We start from the raw sequence: 20,323 nt of genomic DNA, 5'->3' as shown, positions 1-20,323 counted from the left end.
GCATCGTCTACACCGCTTCGGTCAATGCGCCGGTCACCGGTAGCCCTGTGATCGTGACCTTGGCCAATGGCCAGACCATCACCATCCCGGTTGGCCAGAGTTCCAGTACCGTCAGCACGCCTGTGAGCAACGACGTCTACCAGGGCCACGCCCCGGTCACCAACAGCATCAGTAACGTCAGCGGTGGCAACTACGAGAGTCTGCTCGCCAATCATGCGCCGGTTACTACAAGCGTCACCGACGTCCAGGACACGACGATGGTGACGCTGACCGCCACACCTTCAGTGGTGGAAGGTGGCAGCATCATCTACACCGCAAGCGTCAATGCGCCGGTCACCGGCAGCCCGGTCGTAGTGACCTTGGCCAACGGCCAGACCATTACCATCCCGGTTGGTCAGAGCTCCAGTACTGTCACCACGCCTGTGAGTAACGACGTCTACCAGGGCCACGCCCCGGTCACCAACAGCATCAGCAATGTCAGCGGTGGCAACTACGAGAATTTGGTTGGCAACCCGGCACCGGTTACCACCAGCGTTACCGATGTCCAAGACAACACCACAGTCACCCTCACTGCCACACCCTCGGTCGCTGAAGGTGGCAGCATCATCTACACCGCAAGCGTCAATGCGCCGGTCACCGGCAGCCCGGTCGTGGTGACCTTGGCCAACGGCCAAACCATCACCATCCCGGTTGGCCAAAGCTCCAGCACTGTCAGCACACCAGTGACCAACGATGTCTACCAGGGCCATGCTCCGCTCACCAACCACATCACCAATGTCAGCGGTGGCAATTACGAGAACCTGATCGGCAACCCGGCCCAGGTCAGCACCAGCGTGACCGACGCGCAAGACACCACGACCGTCTCGCTGTCAGCGACGCCATCCGTCACCGAAGGCGGCAGCATCGTATACACCGCTACCCTGACCAACCCAGCCGGTACACCGGTAACCGTCACTCTGAGCAATGGCCAGACGATAACCATTGCTGCCAACCAGTCCTCGGGCAGTGTCACCGTCGCCGCGCCAGGCGACGACCCCTACCTCGATGCCGGGCCGGTCAGTACTCATATCACCAACGCCCAGGGTGGTAATTTCGAGTCCCTAGCGATCAATAGCGCGCCGGCGATTACCAATGTCACCGATACCATCAACACTTCGACGGTATCCCTGAGCGCGACCCCAGTAGTCGCTGAAGGCGGGGCGATCGTCTACACCGCCAGCGTAAACGCACCGGTCACCGGCAGCCCGCTGGTAGTCACTCTGGCCAACGGCCAGAGCATAACCATTGCCGTCGGGCAAAGCTTCGGCACGGTCAGCACGCCGGTGAGCAACGACGTCTACCAGGGCCATGCGCCGGTCATTACCCACATTACTGGGGTCAGCGGTGGCAACTACGAGAACCTGGTCGCCAACCAGGCACCGGTGGTGACCAACGTCACATCGGTACAGGACACCACCAGCGTTTCCCTCTCAGCCACGCCCGCCGTCGCCGAGGGTGGCAGCATCGTCTACACCGCCACCCTGACCAACCCGGCCGGCACGCCGGTGACGGTTACCCTGAGCAATGGCCAGATCATCACCATTGCCGCCAACCAGACGTCCGGCAGTATCACGGTCGCAGCACCAGCGGATGATGCGTACCTCGACGCAGGATCGGTCAGTGCGCGGATCACCAACGCGTCGGGTGGCAACTTCGAGAATCTGACGGTCGTTGCCACGCCAGCGGTTACCCAGGTCAGCGATACCATCGACACCTCGACCGTCTCCCTCACCGCGACACCGACAGTCGGCGAAGGCGGCAGCATCGTCTATACCGCCAGCGTGACCGCGCCAGTCACTGGTAGCCCCGTGGTGGTCACCTTGGCCAACGGCCAAACCATCATGATCGCCGTGGGCCAGAGCTCCGGAACGGTGAGTACGCCAGTCAGCAATGACGTCTACCAGGGGCATGCGCCGGTCACCAACAGCATTACCAATGTCAGCGGTGGCAATTACGAGAACCTGGTGGGCAACCCTGCCCAGGTCAGCACCAACGTGACCGATTCGCAGGACACCACTACCGTCTCGCTGTCAGCAACTCCATCCGTCGCCGAGGGCGGCAGCATCATCTACACCGCCTCCCTGACCAATCCAGCCGGTACGCCTGTCACCGTCACCCTGAGCAATGGTCAAACCATCACCATCGCTGCCAACCAGACCTCAGGCAGCGTGACGGTCGCAGCTCCAGGCGATGACCCGTACATCGATGCCGGCGCGGTCAGCGCAAGAATCACGGGGGCTTCAGGCGGTAACTTTGAAAATCTCGCGGTCAATGGCGCAACGGTGGTGACCCAGGTCACCGATACCGTCGACACCTCGACCGTGTCGTTGACAGCGACGCCATCGGTCGCCGAAGGCGGCAGCATTACCTACACCGCCAGTGTGACCGCACCGGTAACGGGCAGCCCCCTTGTCGTGACGTTGGCCAATGGTCAGACCATCACGATTGCCGAAGGCCAAAGTTCTGGCACCGTAAGCACGCCCGTCAGCAATGACACCTACCAGGGCCATGCTCCGGTCACCAACAGCATCAGCCACGTCAGTGGTGGTAACTATGAGAATCTGGTGACCAACCCTGCACCCGTCACGACTGGCGTCACGGATGTGCAGGACACCACCACAGTGACACTCACCGCCACGCCTTCGGCAGTCGAGGGCGGCACCATCGTCTACACCGCCTCGGTTGGAACGCCCGTCACCGGCAGCCCGGTGGTAGTGACCTTGGCCAACGGTCAGACCATCACCATCCCCGTTGGTCAGAGCTCAAGCACTGTCAGCACGCCTGTGAGCAACGATGTCTACCAAGGCCACGCCCCGGTTACCAACAACATCACTAACGTCAGTGGGGGCAACTACGAGAATCTGGTCGGCAATCCAAGCTCTGTTTCCACGACCATTACTGATTCGCAGGACACCACCACTGTCTCGCTGTCGGCCACACCCTCCGTGGCCGAGGGTGGCAGCATCATCTACACCGCAACCTTGACCCATCCAGCCGCCAGCCCGGTCACAGTTACCCTGAGCAACGGCCAGACCATTACTATCGGCGCCAACCAGACTTCAGGCAGCGTGACGGTCGCGGCGCCCGGCGATGATCCGTATCTGGATGCAGGCTCGGTTAGCGCACGGATCACCGGTGCGTCGGGCGGTAACTTTGAGCATCTAGCGGTCAATGGGGCTGCTGCGGTAACGACTATCAGCGATACCGTGGATACCTCCACCGTGTCGTTGACCGCTACGCTATCTGCGGCCGAAGGCGGCATCATTGTCTACACCGCCAGCGTGACTGCGCCGGTCACCGGTAGCCCTGTCATCGTCACTTTGGCCAACGGTCAGACCATCACCATCCCGGTTGGCCAGAGCTCCAGCACCGTCAGCACGTCTGTGACCAATGACGTCTATCAAGGCCATGCCCCGGTCACCAACAGCATCACCAATGTCAGCGGTGGCAACTACGAAAGTCTGGTCGGAAACCCGGCACAAGTTTCCACGACGGTGACCGATTTTCGCGATACCACCACGGTCACGCTAACCGCGACGCCATCAGTGGCCGAGGGCGGTAGCATTGTCTACACCGCATCGGTCGGAGCGCCAGTTACCGGCAGCCCGGTCGTGGTGACCTTGGCCAACGGCCAAACCATCACCATCCCGGTTGGCCAGAGCTCCAACACTGTCAGCACGCCAGTGAGCAATGACGTCTATCAGGGGCACGCTCCGGTCACCAATAGCATCAGCAATGTCAGCGGCGGCAGTTACGAGCACCTGGTCGCGAATCCGGCGTCAGTCTCCACTGCCGTGACCGATGTTCAGGACACCACCACCGTTACCCTTACTGCCACACCATCGGCAACCGAAGGCGGCAGCATCGTCTACACCGCTTCGGTCGGGGCGCCGGTCACCGGCAGCCCGGTGGTCGTGACCCTGGCCAACGGCCAGAGCATTACCATTGCAATCGGTCAAAGCTCTGGCACTGTCAGTGCGACGGTGACCAACGACGTCTATCAGGGGCATGCCCCAGTCACCAACAGCATCACCAGTGTCAGCGGCGGCAACTACGAGAGTCTGGTTGGTAATCCGGCACCGGTTACCACCAGCGTTACCGATGCACAGGACACCACTACGGTGACCCTGACGGCTACGCCTTCGGTCGCTGAAGGTGGCAGCATTGTCTATACCGCGACCTTGACCAATCCGGCCGGCACGCCGGTCACGGTTACCTTGAGCAACGGCCAGACCATCACCATCGCCGCCAACCAGACTTCGGGCAGTGTAACTGTGGCTGCGCCGGGCGATGACCCGTACATCGATGCCGGTTCGGTCAGCGCGCGGATCACCACTGCCACGGGTGGCAACTTCGAGAATCTGGCAATCAATAATGCTCCGGCAGTGACCAACATTACCGATACTGTAGATACCTCGACCGTATCGCTCACTGCGAGCCCGACTGTGGCTGAAGGCGGCAGCATCACCTATACCGCCTCGGTCGGAGCGCCGGTAACGGGTACACCTGTTGTGGTGACCTTGGCCAACGGCCAGACCATTACCATCCCCGTTGGGCAAAGCTCCGGTACCGTCAGCACGCCGGTTAGCAATGACGTCTATCAAGGCCACGCCCCGGTTACCAACAGCATCAGTAATGTCAGCGGAGGCAACTACGAGAGTCTGGTCGCCAATCATGCGCCGGTTACTACAAGCGTCACCGACGTCCAGGACACCACCACGGTCACCCTCACTGCCACGCCTTCAGTGGCGGAAGGCGGTAGCATCGTTTACACCGCAAGCGTCAATGCGCCGGTCACCGGCACGCCGGTGGTGGTGACCTTGGCCAACGGCCAAACCATCATCATCCCGGTTGGCCAAAGCTCCAGCACTGTCACCACGCCAGTGAGCAATGATGTCTATCAAGGCCATGCACCAGTAACCACGAACATCACCAACGTCAGTGGCGGCAATTACGAGAATCTGGTCGGCAACCCAGCGCCGGTTTCTACCACTGTCACCGATGTCCAGGACACCACCACCGTCACCCTGACTGCCACGCCCTCAGTGGCGGAAGGCGGCAGCATCATCTACACCGCAAGCGTCAATGCGCCGGTCACCGGCATTCCGGTCGTCGTAACCTTGGCTAATGGCCAGACCATCATCATCCCGGTTGGCCAAAGCTCCAGCACTGTCACCACGCCAGTGAGCAATGATGTCTATCAAGGCCACGCCCCAGTTACCACGAACATCACCAACGTCAGTGGCGGCAATTACGAGAATCTGATTGGCAGCCCAGCGCCGGTTTCTACCACTGTCACCGATGTGCAGGACACCACCACAGTCACCCTGACCGCCACGCCTTCGGTGGCGGAAGGCGGCAGCATCGTCTACACCGTTTCGGTCAATGCGCCGGTCACCGGTAGTCCGGTGATCGTGACCTTAGCCAATGGCCAAACCATCACTATCCCGGTTGGCCAGAGTTCCAGCACTGTCACTACGCCCGTGAGCAACGACGTCTATCAAGGACATCCCGCGGTCACCACGAACATCACGGGAGTGAGTGGCGGCAACTACGAGAATCTGGTCGGCAACCCGGCACCGGTTACCACCAGCGTTACCGATGTCCAAGACACCACCACGGTCACCCTGACCGCCACACCTTCGGTCGCTGAGGGCGGCAGCATCGTTTACACCGCTTCGGTCAATGCACCGGTCACCGGCACGCCGGTCGTGGTGACCTTGGCCAACGGCCAGACCATCACCATCCCGGTTGGCCAGAGCTCCAGTACTGTCACCACGCAGGTGAGCAATGATGTCTATCAAGGCCATGCACCAGTAACCACGAACATCACGGGAGTAAGTGGCGGCAGCTATGAGAATCTGGTTGGCAACCCGGCACCGGTTACCACCAGCGTTACTGATGTACAGGACACCACCACGGTCACCCTGACTGCCACGCCTTCGATTGCGGAAGGCGGCAGCATCATCTACACCGCAAGCGTCAATGCGCCGGTCACCGGCAGCCCGGTCGTGGTGACCTTGGCCAACGGCCAGAGCATCACCATCCCGGTCGGCCAGAGTTCCAGCACTGTCAGCACACCGGTGAGCAATGACGTCTATCAAGGCCACGCCCCGGTCACCAACAGCATCACCAATGTCAGCGGTGGCAACTACGAGAGCCTGGTCGGCAATCCGGCCCAGGTCAGCACGTCGGTCACCGACTTGCTGGACACCACCACTGTATCGCTGTCGGCCACGCCATCCGTGGCCGAGGGTGGCAGCATCGTTTATACCGCGACCCTGACCAATTCGGCCGGCACGCCGGTGACGGTTACCTTGAGCAACGGCCAGACCATCACCATCGCCGCGAACCAGACTTCGGGCAGCGTGACGGTCGCCGCGCCAGCGGATGATCCTTACATCGATACCGGCTCGGTCAGCGCGCGAATCACCGGTGCTTCAGGCGGTAACTTCGAGAATCTGGCGGTCAACGGGGCAACTGTGGTGACCCAGGTTACCGACACCATCGACACCTCAACCGTGTCTCTGACGGCCACGCCTTCGGTGGCTGAGGGCGGCAGTATCCTTTACACCGCAAGCGTCAATGCGCCGGTCACCGACACGCCGGTCGTGGTGACCTTGGCCAACGGCCAGACCATCACCATCCCGGTTGGCCAAAGCTCCAGCACTGTCAGCACGCCGGTGAGCAACGACGTCTATCAAGGCCACGCCCCGGTCACCAACAGCATCACCAATGTCAGCGGTGGCAACTTCGAGAGCCTGGTCGGCAATCCGGCCCAGGTCAGCACCAGCGTGACCGACTCACAAGACACCACCACCGTCTCGCTGTCGGCCACGCCATCCGTGGCCGAGGGTGGCAGCATCGTTTACACCGCGACCCTGACCAACCCAGCCGGCACAGCGGTCACGGTGACCCTAAGCAACGGCCAGACCATCACTATCGCCGCCAACCAGACTTCCGGCAGCGTAACGGTCGCCGCGCCAGCGGACGACCCTTACATCGATGCCGGCTCGGTCAGCGCGCGGATTACCAATGCCTCGGGCGGCAACTTCGAGAACCTCGCGGTCAACGGCACTGCTGCAGTGACCAACGTCAGCGACACGGTCGACACCTCGACCGTCTCCTTGACCGCCACCGCCTCGGTCGTCGAGACGGGCAATATCATCTACACCGCCAGCGTTACTGCCCCGGTGACCGGTACGCCGGTCGTGGTGAGCCTGGCCAACGGTCAGACCATTACCATTGCCGTAGGACAAAGCTCGGGGACTGTCAGCACTCCAGTGAGCAACGACGTCTACCAGGGCCATGCTCCGGTGAGCAACAGCATTACCAACGTCAGCGGCGGCAACTACGAGAACCTGGTGGCCAACAAGACGCCAGTCAACACCAGCGTGACCGATCTGCCGGACACCACCACAGTCACCCTCAGCGCCACCCCGACCGTCGCCGAAGGCGGCAGCATCGTCTACACCGCAACCCTGACCAACCCTGCCGGTACTCCGGTCACGGTCACCCTGAGCAACGGCCAGACCATCACCATCGGCGCCAACCAGACAACTGGCAGTGTCACCGTGGCCGCGCCAGCGGATGACGCCTATGTCGACGCTACCACCATCAGCACCCGCATCACTGGCGCCAGCGGCGGTAACTTCGAGAACCTCGCGGTGGTCAGCACCCCGGCGGTCACCGCGGTCACCGACACGATCAGCACCACCACGCTGGGCATCAGTGGTACCGCCGCAGTGGCTGAAGGCAGCAGCGCCACCTATACCCTGACCCTGAGCAATGCCGCGCAAACCGATGTCACGGTCAAGCTGAGTTACTCGGGCACTGCCAGCAACGGCACCGATTACACAGGCGTCGCCACGGCGGTGATCAAGGCAGGCAGCACCCAGGCCACCTTCAGCATCCCGACCCTTCAGGACAACGTCAGCGAGGGCACCGAGCAGTTCACGGTGAAGATCGATTCGGCCACCGGCGGCAACTTCGAAGGCCTGGTGGTCAACGCCGGTGCCGGCAGCGTCACCACCCAGATCTACGAGCCAGCGCCCGTGCTGGACCTGGACGGCAATGACTCCAGCGGCAAGACCGGCGCCGACTTCCAGACCAGCTATACCGAGAACCAGAGTGGTGTCTCGATTGGTGACCTGGATGTCTCGATTACCGATTTCGACAGCAATCAGCTCACTGGCGCCACCGTCACCCTGGGCAACCGCCAGCCAGGAGATGTGCTCAACCTGGGCAGCAGTGTCAACGGCATCACTGTCACCACCGCCATCAGCGACGGCAAGGTGGTGCTGAGCCTGAGCGGCAACGCGACGTTGGCTGACTACATGCAGGCGATCAAGAACATCACCTTCAGCAATACCAGCGAGGACCCAAGCACCACGCCACGGGTGATTACGATAACGGTGACCGATGGGGTCAACACCTCCAACACCGCGACCACCACAGTCAACGTGGTGGCGGTCAATGACGCGCCGGTATCCACGGGTGGCGCCGCCAGCGGTACCGAGGACACCGAGTTGGTGCTGAGCTGGAGCAACTTCAACGTCAGCGATGTCGACAGCAGCCTGTCGAGCCTGGGCGTGACCATCACCAAGCTGCCTGACCTGGGCAGCCTGAAGTTCAACAACGGCACGGCGTGGGTCAACGTCAGCGTCAACCAGACCATCAGCCAGGCCGACATCGCCGCGGGCAAGCTCAAGTTCGTGCCGCTGGCCAACCAGTCGGGTGCCGACGGCTATGGCGGGACTGGGATAGGCAACAAGCAGGCCGACTACGCGCAAATCAAGTACAAGCCTACCGATGGCGTCACCCCTGGCAGCGAAACCACCTTGAAGGTGGACATCACGCCGATGGCCGACAAACCGGATTTGAACATCGGCAACAACACCGTCAACTCGCTGGGCCTGACCAAAGAGACCTGGACCAGCCTGACTGGCCTAGGGACCAACGGCAATGGCATCACCGGCGATGCGCTGAAAACCGTGTTCGCCAACTCAGGCAACGCCAGCAGTAGCCAGACCACCACCAACGTGCAGTCCGACGCTAGCGTGGCTGGCGGCTCCGGCTCGAAGACCTCCGGCCTGATCTACCTAGAAGCCGGCAAGACCTACACCTTCAGCGGCAGCGCCGACGACAGCCTGCTGGTGGCCATCGGCGGCAAGAACGTGGTCACCGCCACCTGGGGCGCCGGCGGTACCGTGGCCGGTAGTTACACGCCAAGCGTCAGCGGTTATTACACGCTGGAGATCTACCATGCCAACCAGTCCGGCCCGGGCAGCTACGACGTCAACGTCAAGGTGGGCAGTGGGGCGGTGGGCGACCTCAACAGCACCACCCTGCCGATGTACCCCAACATCACCGCACTGGAGAACGCCGGGGTCAGCGTTTCCGACCTGCATGGCAGCAACGGCCAGGGCTACTACGACGGTTTCAAGCTCAACGAAGGGCCGGAGAACGGCAGCGTCAAGCTGGTCGGTATCAGCTCGAACCTGATCGACACCGACGGTTCGGAGACCCTCACCGTCAAGCTCAGCGGAATTCCGGCAGGCTCGGTGCTCAGCGACAACGCCGGCCACAGCCTTACCGTGGGCGCTACGGCGGTCGATGTCAGCGGCTGGAACCTAGGCAGCCTGGCGATCAAGCCACCGGCCTATTACTACGGCCAGTTCGACGTGAAGGTCAGCTCGACCTCGACGGAAACCGTCGGCGGCAGCACGGCGACTAACGAAGGCACACTCAAGGTCACGGTCTATCCGCAGACCTATACCACCAGCAACCTGGGTAGCGACAACGATACCGTGAGCGGCACCGTCAACAACGACCTGGTGGTGGCCGACGTGACCGGCCTGCACGTGGTCGCCGGCAAGGACTACAACATCGCCTTCATCGTCGACACCTCCGGCAGCATGGGTTCAGCCGGCGTCGATGCGGCGAAAAAATCCATGGAGTCGGTGTTCAAGACGCTGGCGGCCAGCGTCAAGGGTGCGCAGTCCGGTACGGTCAACGTGCTGTTGGTCGACTTCGCCACCCAGGTCAAGAGTACCGTGGCGGTCAAACTCAACGACGCCGGGCTGCAGACCTTGCTCGACGCTCTGAAGACCCTCAGCTCCGACGGCGGCACCAACTACGAAGACGCCTTCAAGACCACGGCCAACTGGTTCCAGAACCTCAAGGATGCCGGCAATACCGGCAGCAACCAGACCTTCTTCATCACTGACGGCCAGCCAACCTACTATCAGAGCGGCGAGCAGGCCAACCCGAACCTGGCCAACAGCAGCGTCAAGCTCGACACCTTCCTCACCACCATCAACTACAAAGCTGGTGATACCGTCACCAACTATCAGCTCGACACCACCAACCGGGTGTCGATCGACAGCAGCGGCAACCTGACTGCACAGACCCGCGGCAGCTTCGACATTTTCACCTGGAGCTACAAGTGGAACACCGTGACCACCGGCATGATCCGTGCCGAAGGTAACGGCGGCTACGAGTTGTCCAACCGCGCCGGTACCGGCAATTCGAGCAGCGACGCCACCCTGAACAACTCGACGGCGAGTTTCCTGATTCTCTCGGCGCTGTCGTCGGTCGAAGCCATCGGTCTGAACAGCGAAATCAACAAGGATGACCTCAAGCCGTACGATTCGGACAAGACGCCGCAGACCAACATCGACCCGAGCAAGTTGGCCGAAGCCATCCTCGGCCATACCGAAGTCACCCAACCTGGAGCCGATAAAGTCGACGGCGGCGATGGTCACGACATCATCTTCGGCGACCTGGTGACATTCGATTCGATTCCCGGCACCGGGGTCGAGGCGATCCAGGCGTTTGTCGCGACCAAGCTGGGGGTGGATGCCGGCGACGTCGATGCACGGCTGATGCACCAGTACGTCACCGAGCATTACACCGAGTTCGATATCTCGCGGGCCAATGACGGTGCCGACACCCTGATGGGCGGAGCCGGCAACGACATCATCTTCGGTCAGGGCGGTAACGACTACATCGATGGTGGCAAGGGCAACGACATCCTCCTTGGCGGCACCGGCAATGACACCTTGCTCGGTGGTGAAGGCAATGACGTGCTGTTCGGCGGCGCCGGTAAAGACACGCTGATCGGCGGCAAGGGTAACGATATCCTCAGCGGTGGCGCCGGGGCCGATACCTTCGTGTGGAAGGCCGGCGACCTCGGCAACGACGTGATCAAGGACTTCAAGCCCGCCGAAGGAGACCGCCTGGACTTGAGCGACCTGCTCCAGGCCGAGCGTGGCACGACCATCGACAACTACCTGAAGATCACTACGGTGGGCGGCGAATCGACTCTGCAGATCAGTACCGAAGGGAAATTGAATGCGGCAGGCGGGCTGGCCAACGTCGATGTGTCGATCAAGCTGGAGGGGGTCAACTGGTCGAATACCACGATCAATTCGTTGATCAGCGGGGCCGACCCGACGATCAAGATCGACAACTCGAACAGCTGATGGGCTGGCAGCGAATCACTGGCGCAGAACATTGCCTATGCTGCTTGTTAATCAGAAGGGATCACCATGCTGTGGGAGGACTCCATGTTCTACGTGCAACGCGACATCGAAGGCCAGTTGCTGCGGGTAGAAGCGGCCCCGTTCGAGCACTACACGGAAATGCTTCCGGCCGACCATGCCGAAATTCAGGAGTGGTTTGCTGACGATCTCGTGGAGAACAGCCTCAAGCAGCTCAAACAGAGCGATCTGGACATGATCCGGGTGCTCGAGGACTTGATCGAGGTGCTCACCAGCAAGGGGGTGATCAGCATCACCGATCTTCCGGTGGGTGCGCAGTCCAAGCTGCTCAACCGTTCAACGGCGCGGAAGGCTCTGGGCAGCCTGAATAACCTGATCGAGGAGGATGAGGGGGGTGGGTTGATCTGATCCGCGCGCAAACGTGTCGCCTGTGCTGACGCTATCGCGGGGCAAGCCCGCTCCTACGCTGCCCGTGGGAGCGGGCTTGCCCCGCGATAAGGCCAACCTAGACACCCCAGCGCTCAACGCCAGGGCGCTGGCTCTCCGACCAACTGCCCCTGAATGCCTTGGACGCCCATCTCGCGGAGTACCCGCAACTCGCCTGCAGTCTCGACCCGCTCGGCGATCAGCGGCAGATCGATACTATGCGCCGCCCGCTGCACGGCTTCGATAAACAAGCGCTTGTGCTGTTCTTGGTCGATGTTGCGGATGTAGCCACCATCGATCTTCAGGTAGGCCAGCCCCAGGTGGGCCAGATTGCCGATCAGGCTGAAGCGCCCACCAAATCGCTGTAGGCCCAAGCCAAAACCCAGGGCGTGCAAACGCCGGGTCAGTTGCTCGAGCAACGGCTGTTCGGGCAGTTGCTCCTCGCCGATCTCGAAGGTCAAGCGCGGCCCCATGGCGCGGTGTTGGCCTAACAGATCGAACACACGCTGCAGGGCCTTGGGATCGGCCAAGGTCGCCGCTGACACGTTCAGCGCCAGCGACTCACGATGCCCTTGCAGGTGCTTGAGCACCCTCTCCAGCACCAGTAGATCCAGCTGCGCCATCCAGCCAAAACGTTCCAACCAGGGCAGAAAACGCCCGGCGGCAAGCGCCTCGCCGTGCTCGTCATAAAGCCGTGAGACAACCTTGTAATGAAGGATCCGCTGTGGGGCCTGGCTGTCCACCACCGGCTGGAAGAACAACTCGAACTGCCCGTTGGCCAGGGCCTGCTCAAGGCGGGCATGCCATTGCTGATGGCCATTGGCAGTTTGCGTAGCAACACCTTGCTCCAGACATACCCAGCCCGGCTGTGACTGGCTCTCGGCACGCGCCAACGCCTCATCAGCCAGCTTCAACAGTGCCTGTGGCGAATCGCCTGGGCTATAGGGCGCTAGACCAATGCACGCGACCTGATCGACATCGCTGGCGCCAGTCTCGTGCAGGCTGCGCAAGGTAGCCTCCAACCCCTGCGCCAATTGAACGGCCTCCTCATGCACCATACCCGGCGCCAGCACGGCAAACTCGCCGCCGCGGCTGCGGGTGATCAAGTCGTTGGTCTGCGGGTAATAGGCACACGTGCGGCGCAACTGCTCCGCGACTGCCTGCAGCAGTTGGTCGGTGCGCTGGCCACCCAGCCGGGCATTGAGACCGGTGAGATCGCTCACCCGCAGAAGCAGCAGGTAGCCCGCGCGCGCCTCCTCCCGATTGCTTACCTGGGCGGCCAATTGCATTTCGAAGTAACGCCGATTGGCCAATCCGGTGAGGCTGTCCTGATACGACTCGGCGCGCAGCCGCTCGCTGCGTTCGGCCTGTTCGGCGAACAACGCCTTGAGTTTTTCGACCATCTGGTTCATCGCCTGTACAACCCGGCGCAGCTCTGGGGTGCGCGGTAATTCAGGCTGGCTGAGGAACTCGCGGCGGGCGATGGCATGCGACTGCGCAACCATGTAGTCCAACGGCCGCAGTTGGCGACGCAACAGCAGAGCCCCGAGTACCGCACTGAGTGCTCCGCAGAGCAGCAGCCAGCCAAGGCTACCCAGCGCGCTTTGCCAGAGTTTGGCCAAGGCAAACATTGGGTGGCTGATCACTTCCACACGCGCCGCCTGCTGCCAGCCGCGGCTGACGATCGCATCGCCACCGGCCGCCTGTAGGCCAATCAGGCGCACGAACCAGGCCGGTACGCCAGCGCTGTCAGGTTCGGCATGACGCTCGACCAGCACGGCATTGCTGCCCAGCTCGACCACCTTGATGCTCGAATAGTAACCACTGTCGAAAATCGAGCTGACCATCAGCTCGACCATTGCCGGATCATCGATGTTCGGTGTCAGCGACAACGCCAGTGCCGTCGCTGCATCCTGAGCATGGGAGCGCAATTGATTCACGTATTGGCTGCGTGAGCTTTCCAGGCTGACCATGAAGCTGCCGCTGAAGGCAACGACCAGGAACAGGCAAATGGCAAGCAGCAATTGTTTGAACAATGACATCTGTGCTCCTTCAGTAAACCGGTTCGGCCGGGAATCCTTCGGCACGCATTTTTTTCAACAGATCCTGCCAGCGCGACAAACGCTTGGTATCCCCGACCTTTTTGTTGCCGGCAGCGCCGGTCAGCCACAGGCCTTCACCGTTGAAGGCGTAAACCGGTAACAGGTCGCTACGCTGGCTGGCCGGCTTGATGGCGTCCATCAAGCTGTCGAGCACCAGCGGCTGGGCCTGTGGACTTGAATAATAGGTCAGGACCATGTGCGCGCGGTTCTGGCGCAAGGCTTTGACGTAGGTAATGCGCAGTTTCTCACTGGCAATGCCCATGCGGCGCAGGCTGAAGTACTTGGCGATGGCGTAGTCCTCGCAGTCGCCTGCGCCCTTGATCAAGGACTGGATGGGCGTGGCCCAATAATCGACCTCGCGCCACAGGTCGACATCTTCGACATAACGCAATTGCTGGTTGAAGAACTGGTTGACCTCCTGCAAGCGCTCCAGTTCGCTGCCCTGCTGGTGGCTGGCCAACAACCGCTGCCAGGCATCGATGCGGTCCTTGCCGGGGCCCAGGGGCCCATACAGCGCCTGCGCGCGCTGGCTGATCTGGGAAAAGTCCCAATCTGCTCGTAGGCCGCCCAGCAGCAGGCAGCCCAGCACAATGGCGAGGCTGAACGGGCGTATCCAGCTTTTTAGTATCCCGGCAATCGCCACAGGGAAGACCTGTTCAAAGCCATCGAAAACCGCGATGGTGGGGCCTGGTTTGGCAAAAGACAATGGCACCTTACAATCACCGCCGCTCTATTCACGGGCGCTATTTACCTTGCGCCGAAGCGCTCATCAGCTTCCCCTTCACAGGGACTTCATTCACCATAGACAGATTCCGTGCAAAGGCTTGGAAGCCTGCCATCGCTAGGGTTTGACACCTCTTGAGCGACTCTCTACGTTTATTGGATCCAATCAGCAAATTGTCGAGGCAGACTTCCAGTGGCTGAGAAAATCAGACTGCTTTCCAGCGTGATTGGCAGTGAGCAGGTGCCGGCGCACCTTGCTCGTAGCGTGATCGAAGAACGCCTGCGCAGCGCTATCGTCGATGGCCGCCTGCCGCCAGGTACCGCCTTGCGTCAACAAGAGATCGCGGGCTTGTTTGGCGTGAGTCGCATGCCCGTGCGCGAGGCCTTGCGCCAGCTCGAAGCACAGTCGTTGTTGCAGGTGGTCATGCACAAGGGCGCCGTGGTTGCCCCGCTGATCGGTGAAGATGCGGTGGACACCTACGCGTTGCGGGTGCTGCTTGAGTCCGAGGCGCTGCGCCAGTCGATCCCGCTGCTCGAGGCCGATGACATCGCCCGCGCACGGGGCTATATCCAGGAGCTGGAGAGCGAAACCCGACATGCCGAGATCGGTCGCCTCAACCGCTTGTTCCACATGACGCTGTACAGCAAGGCGCACAACCAGAAACTGCTGCGCATGATCGAGATCGAGCTCAATGAAGAGGAGCGTTTCTTGCGCTTCCACCTGTCATCGATGGGGCTGGGTAAGCTGACTCAGGACGATCACAATGCGTTGGTGAATGCCGCCAGCGACAAACGGGTGGACGAGGCCGTCAACGTGCTGGAAGAGCACTTGAACAACGGTGCGCGGGCTATTCGCAAGTATCTGGATAGTCAGCGCCTGTCGATGTAAGCACCGCCGAGTAGTTGCAAAATTTTGCCCGCCCGCGAACAATGAGACTAATTATCATTAATGACTTAATGTTCGCGGCGCCCTTCCATGTCTTCTCAAGATTCTGTGCATACGCTCTACAGCGACCACCACAGCTGGCTGCAAACTTGGTTGCGCAGCAAGTTGGGGAACGCTGCCGATGCAGCAGACCTGGCGCAGGATACCTTTGTCCGCCTGCTCCAGCGCCGTGAACAATTGCAGCTGAACACCCCGCGGGCGTTCCTGCGCACAGTCGCCCGCGGCCTGGTCATTGACCACTGGCGACGCCAGGAGCTGGCCCGAGCCTACCTTGAAGCGCTCGCGCACCTGCCCGAGGCGCATGCGCCGTCGGCGGAAACCCGCGAACTGCTGCTGGAGTTGCTCGAGCGCATTGCGCGCATGCTCGATGGGCTCAAGCCCAAGGTGCGCCGCGCTTTCCTGCTGGCCCAGTGCGAGGGTTTGAGCCACAAGGCGATCGCCGAGCAGATGGGCATCTCGCTACGCTCGGCAGAGCGTTACATTGCCGATGCCCTCTACCATTGCTACCTGCTGCGCTACGAAGACGAGTGCTGAAGCAATGAGCGTTGCCCCCCTGCCGCCCAAGGTGGTCAAGCAGGCCATCCACTGGATGCTCAAGCTGCGCGAGAGCGGCCACAATGCGCGCCTGCAACTGCAATGCGAACAATGGCGCAGCGAGCATCATGAGCATGAATTGGCCTGGCAGCGGGTGCTCGATCTGCATCAAGAGTTGAACCTGCGCGCCATCCCTGGCGCAGGGGTGGCTTTGCAGACCCTAGAGACCAGCGAACGTCGCTTGCACCGTCGACAGGCACTCAAGCTACTCACCGGCGTTGCTCTGGTAGGTTCGGCAGCCTGGTTGGGCAAGGATCGTCAGGTCCTCCACAATTGGACTTCGGACTACGCCACCGCTACTGGCGAGCGACGTACCTTTGCTCTGCCAGACGGCTCGCTGTTGCAGCTCAATACTCAAAGCGCGGCGGACCTGACCTTTGACGATCGACAGCGGCTCATTCGTCTCAAGCACGGCGAGCTGATGCTCACCTGCAGCGCTACCCAGGGCCAGGACAGGCCGCTGCTGGTTCAGACCCACGAGACCCTGCTGGAAGGCTTCGAGGGGCGCTTCGTGGTGCGTCAGGACAGCGATTGCACGCGGGTTAGCGTCAGCCAAGGCAAGGTAGCCATTCATCGCCCAGGCAATGGCGCGCTGCAATGGATGAGCAGCGGCCAGAATTGGCGACTCGATGGCCAAGGTGCACGTCTGTTGGAGTACCAGGACATGGATGCCGGCGCCTGGGTGGAAGGCTTGATCGTCACGCGGGACATGCGCCTGGCGGATTTCCTCGCAGAGGTGGCGCGCTATCGCCATGGCTATCTGGGTTGCAGCGACGAGATCGCTGACTTGCGCCTATCGGGTGTGTTCCGCCTGGAAGATACCGACAAGCTGCTGCAACTGCTGCCGCAGACCCTGCCGGTCATTCTGCGCCAGCGTACGCGCTGGTGGGTACGCCTGGAACGCATGAGCTGAGATTGAGCTCTGCAAGATTTTTTGGCGGGAACCCTGCGCCGGTCCGGCTAGGACAGTAAGTAACTCCCTCTGCCCTTAACGATTCGACGGACCTGTCCATGCCGACCGCCCTGCCCTCGCAACGCGTCACCAACGAGAATGATTTTCGACCTGTCTTGAATTCCGCCCGCCTGCGCAAGGCTGTACGCGCCGCGCTGTTCGGTACGGCCCTTGGCATGAGCGCTATAGCGCCACTGGCTTTGGCTGCCCAGGCCAACACTGCTACCCAGCAATTCACGATCCCTGCTGGCAATCTCAACGATGTGCTCAACCAGTTTGCGCGCCAGGCCGGCATTACCTTGTCGAGCACCCCGCAGCTTACAAGTGATCGACAATCTCCAGGCCTGCAAGGGCATTACTCGACTGACCAGGCACTGCGTCAGCTGCTTAATGGCACGGGCCTTGAGGCCGTCAGCCAGGACGGCAGCAGTTATGTGCTGCGGGCGCAGCCTGAGGAGGCGGCATTGTCTCTGCCGGACACGGACGTTCGCGGTTTTGCCTTGGGGAACGCGCTGGGCAGCATGGACGGCTACAACGCTACCCACAGCCAGATCGCGACCAAGACCAGTACGCCGATCCTGGAGACCACCCAGTCGGTCTCGGTGGTCACCCGTCAGCAGATGGAGGACCAGGGTTCGCAGACCGTAGCCCAGGCCATGCGCTATACCCCAGGGGTGCTGACCAACCCCTATGGCGCTACCCATCGCTATGACTACGTGGCCATGCGCGGCTTCAACGATGGCTCGGTGGACAACATCTACGTCGATGGCTTGAAGTCCATGGGCGACAACGGCACCTACAGCACCATGCAGGTGGACCCATACTTCCTGGAGCGCATCGACATCCTCAAGGGCCCCTCGTCGGTACTGTACGGGCGCAGCTCGCCGGGCGGCCTGGTGGCGTTGACCACCAAGAAGCCGATGTTCGATCCGTATCACCAGATCCAGGCAACAGTCGGCACCCAAGGCCAACGGGGGATGGGATTCGACTTCAGCGGGCCGCTGGATGATGACAAGCGCATCGCCTATCGCCTGACAGGCATTGCGGACTCATCCGACACCCAGTTCGATCACAACAAGGAAGAGCGCTACGCGATCGCCCCGGCAGTCAGCATCGACTTCAGCGAAGATACCTCGTTGACCTTGCAGGCTTATCTACAGAAAGACCCCAACGGCGGCTACCACGGTGCCCTGCCCTCTGATGGGGCCTTACATCCGCGTAACGGCCAGCGTCTGTCCGATCACTTTTTCGAAGGTGAGCTCAGCGACAACTACGAACGCACCCAACAGTCGTTCAGTTACCAGCTGGAGCATCGCTTCAATGACGTGTTCACCGCGCGGCAGAACTTCCGCTATCAGGATTCTGATGTGTCGATGGACCAAGTCTACTTCGCTGGCTGGGACGCGAGCGTGCCTGGGCGTAACGTGATGAACCGCGCCTACACCGGCGGCGACGAGCGTCTGCATTCGTTCATCATCGACAACATGCTGCAGGCTGAATTCTTCACCGGTTCCGCCAAGCACACGCTCTTGCTAGGCACCGACTATCAGCGACGCAAGGCCGATGTGTCCTGGCGCTATGGCACGGTCGATAGCCTGGATGCGGGTAACCCGCAATACGGCAATGGCAATATCCAGGTGCTCGGTGAAAGCAACTACCTGCGCCGTCTGCAACAGACAGGTGTTTACCTGCAGGATCTAGTCGAGCTCGACCAGTGGCGCTTCTCCCTGGGGCTGCGCCAGGACTGGGTGAAGGTATCTGAGGAGAATCGTGACAGCGATACTCGGGTCAGCGATAACCGCACCAAGTTCACCACCCGTGCGGGCGTGCTCTATCTGTTCGACAACGGTATTGCGCCTTACCTGAGCTATTCCGAGTCGTTCAACCCCAACACCGTCTCCGATCAGGATGGCCGTCCGCTCGCGCCCACCGAGGGCACCCAGTGGGAAGCGGGCATCAAGTACCAGCCGCCCGGTACTGACAACCTGTTCACTGCTTCGGTGTTCCGTATCGAGCAGGAGAACCTCGCATCCAAACAACCGAACGAGGAGTTCTACCGGGCGGTGGGTGAGGTGCGCTCGCAAGGCCTTGAGCTTGAGGCTCATGTGCAGGTGACCGATAACCTGAAACTGCTGGGTGGCTATACCTTCACCGACATCGAGTACGCCAAGTCGATGCCGAGCGTGGTAACGCCGACCCTGGATAACAAAGGCAATTCGCCAACCCAAGCACCGAAGCAGATGATCTCCCTGTGGGCCGATTACAACTTCCGCCAGGGCGCACTGGATGGCCTGCGCTTGGGTGGCGGCTTGCGCTATGTGGGGTACAGCTGGGTGGACTCGGAAAACAGCATGAAGGTGCCCTCCTACACGCTGTTCGATGCATCGATCGGCTACGATCTGGGCAAGGTGGGGCTCAAGGGAGTCGATCTACGGCTCAATGCCAATAACCTGACCAATGAGAGCTATATCGCATCGTGTGCCAGCTTGAGCTACTGCTACATGGGTGAAGAGCGGAATGTGAGCGCTACGGTTAGCTATCAGTTCTGAGTGGTTTGATTGAATGTAAAAGGCCCGCCCCTGGTTCCAGGGGCGGGCCTTTTTTTGGGCTGTCATTAGTGGGGCCGCGCAGCAGCCCCACTAATAGTTCAAGCACCACAGTAGCCGCAGATATTAACCAGGCATAGAAAAGACAAAACCCCTACCTGCTCACGCAGATAGGGGTTTTGCGAAATGAATCTTGACGATGACCTACTCTCACATGGGGAAACCCCACACTACCATCGGCGATGCATCGTTTCACTGCTGAGTTCGGGATGGGATCAGGTGGTTCCAATGCTCTATGGTCGTCAAGAAATTCTGTATGCCGACCCGTCAAATGGACGTTCCAGCGAATCTTGAGTTTCTACTTAAAGACAAAACCCCTACCTGCTCGCGCAGATAGGGGTTTTGCGAAATGAATCTTGACGATGACCTACTCTCACATGGGGAAACCCCACACTACCATCGGCGATGCATCGTTTCACTACTGAGTTCGG

8 protein-coding genes and 2 rRNA genes are annotated in these 20,323 nt (G+C 60.9%); 6 read left to right on the top strand and 4 right to left on the bottom strand.

Annotated features, from left to right (window positions below; genetic code table 11):
- Positions 1–2 precede the first annotated feature (2 nt).
- On the top strand, positions 3–11,525 hold the full coding sequence (locus tag AAZU54_RS26025; protein WP_434727841.1) for an immunoglobulin-like domain-containing protein: 11,523 nt from the start codon (positions 3–5) through the stop codon (positions 11,523–11,525).
- A gap of 84 nt (positions 11,526–11,609) precedes the next feature.
- Positions 11,610–11,951: a tryptophan synthase subunit beta gene (locus AAZU54_RS26020; protein ID WP_186557767.1), complete on the top strand. Its 342-nt coding sequence runs from the start codon at positions 11,610–11,612 to the stop codon at positions 11,949–11,951.
- A gap of 113 nt (positions 11,952–12,064) precedes the next feature.
- Here the strand turns inward: AAZU54_RS26020 and lapD are convergent, their stop codons facing one another.
- Both lapD and lapG read right to left on the bottom strand, forming a co-directional pair.
- Positions 12,065–14,011 carry a cyclic di-GMP receptor LapD gene (gene lapD, locus AAZU54_RS26015; protein WP_434727840.1) on the bottom strand — a complete coding sequence of 649 codons (1,947 nt, stop codon included), beginning with the start codon at positions 14,009–14,011 and terminating at the stop codon, positions 12,065–12,067.
- Positions 14,012–14,021: 10 nt separating this feature from the next.
- A complete protein-coding gene (lapG, locus tag AAZU54_RS26010; RefSeq protein WP_434727839.1) occupies positions 14,022–14,783 on the bottom strand; it encodes a cysteine protease LapG in 762 nt (253 codons plus the stop codon).
- Positions 14,784–14,987: 204 nt separating this feature from the next.
- Here lapG and AAZU54_RS26005 point away from each other — a divergent pair, with 204 nt between their 5' ends.
- From AAZU54_RS26005 to AAZU54_RS25990, 4 genes are all read left to right on the top strand, one after another.
- Positions 14,988–15,683 carry a GntR family transcriptional regulator gene (locus AAZU54_RS26005; RefSeq protein ID WP_186557762.1) on the top strand — a complete coding sequence of 232 codons (696 nt, stop codon included), beginning with the start codon at positions 14,988–14,990 and terminating at the stop codon, positions 15,681–15,683.
- An 87-nt stretch (positions 15,684–15,770) separates the two neighbouring features.
- On the top strand, positions 15,771–16,274 hold the full coding sequence (locus AAZU54_RS26000; RefSeq protein WP_186557763.1) for a sigma-70 family RNA polymerase sigma factor: 504 nt from the start codon (positions 15,771–15,773) through the stop codon (positions 16,272–16,274).
- A 4-nt stretch (positions 16,275–16,278) separates the two neighbouring features.
- Positions 16,279–17,247 carry a FecR domain-containing protein gene (locus tag AAZU54_RS25995; RefSeq protein WP_434727838.1) on the top strand — a complete coding sequence of 323 codons (969 nt, stop codon included), beginning with the start codon at positions 16,279–16,281 and terminating at the stop codon, positions 17,245–17,247.
- A 170-nt stretch (positions 17,248–17,417) separates the two neighbouring features.
- Entirely contained in the window at positions 17,418–19,835 is a 2,418-nt protein-coding gene (locus AAZU54_RS25990; protein WP_434727842.1) for a TonB-dependent siderophore receptor, read from the top strand.
- Positions 19,836–20,023: 188 nt separating this feature from the next.
- Here the strand turns inward: AAZU54_RS25990 and rrf (AAZU54_RS25985) are convergent.
- Positions 20,024–20,139: ribosomal RNA gene (gene rrf / locus AAZU54_RS25985) — 5S ribosomal RNA — on the bottom strand.
- 107 nt (positions 20,140–20,246) lie between these two features.
- A 5S ribosomal RNA gene (gene rrf, locus AAZU54_RS25980) occupies positions 20,247–20,323 on the bottom strand; the annotation flags it as partial.

This window comes from Pseudomonas sp. Je.1.5.c, assembly GCF_051129895.1.
In the GTDB taxonomy this organism is placed as follows: Bacteria; Pseudomonadota; Gammaproteobacteria; order Pseudomonadales; family Pseudomonadaceae; genus Aquipseudomonas; species Aquipseudomonas urmiensis.
Note: the sequence above shows the minus strand (reverse complement) of the source record. Positions and strands in the feature narration are given on the sequence as shown.

Coding starts and splice junctions, on each gene's coding strand:
- AAZU54_RS26020 (WP_186557767.1), top strand. CDS start 11,610: ATGTTCTACGTGCAACGCGACATCGAAGGCCAGTTGCTGCGGGTAGAA.
- AAZU54_RS25995 (WP_434727838.1), top strand. CDS start 16,279: ATGAGCGTTGCCCCCCTGCCGCCCAAGGTGGTCAAGCAGGCCATCCAC.
- lapD (WP_434727840.1), bottom strand. CDS start 14,011: ATGTCATTGTTCAAACAATTGCTGCTTGCCATTTGCCTGTTCCTGGTC.
- AAZU54_RS26000 (WP_186557763.1), top strand. CDS start 15,771: ATGTCTTCTCAAGATTCTGTGCATACGCTCTACAGCGACCACCACAGC.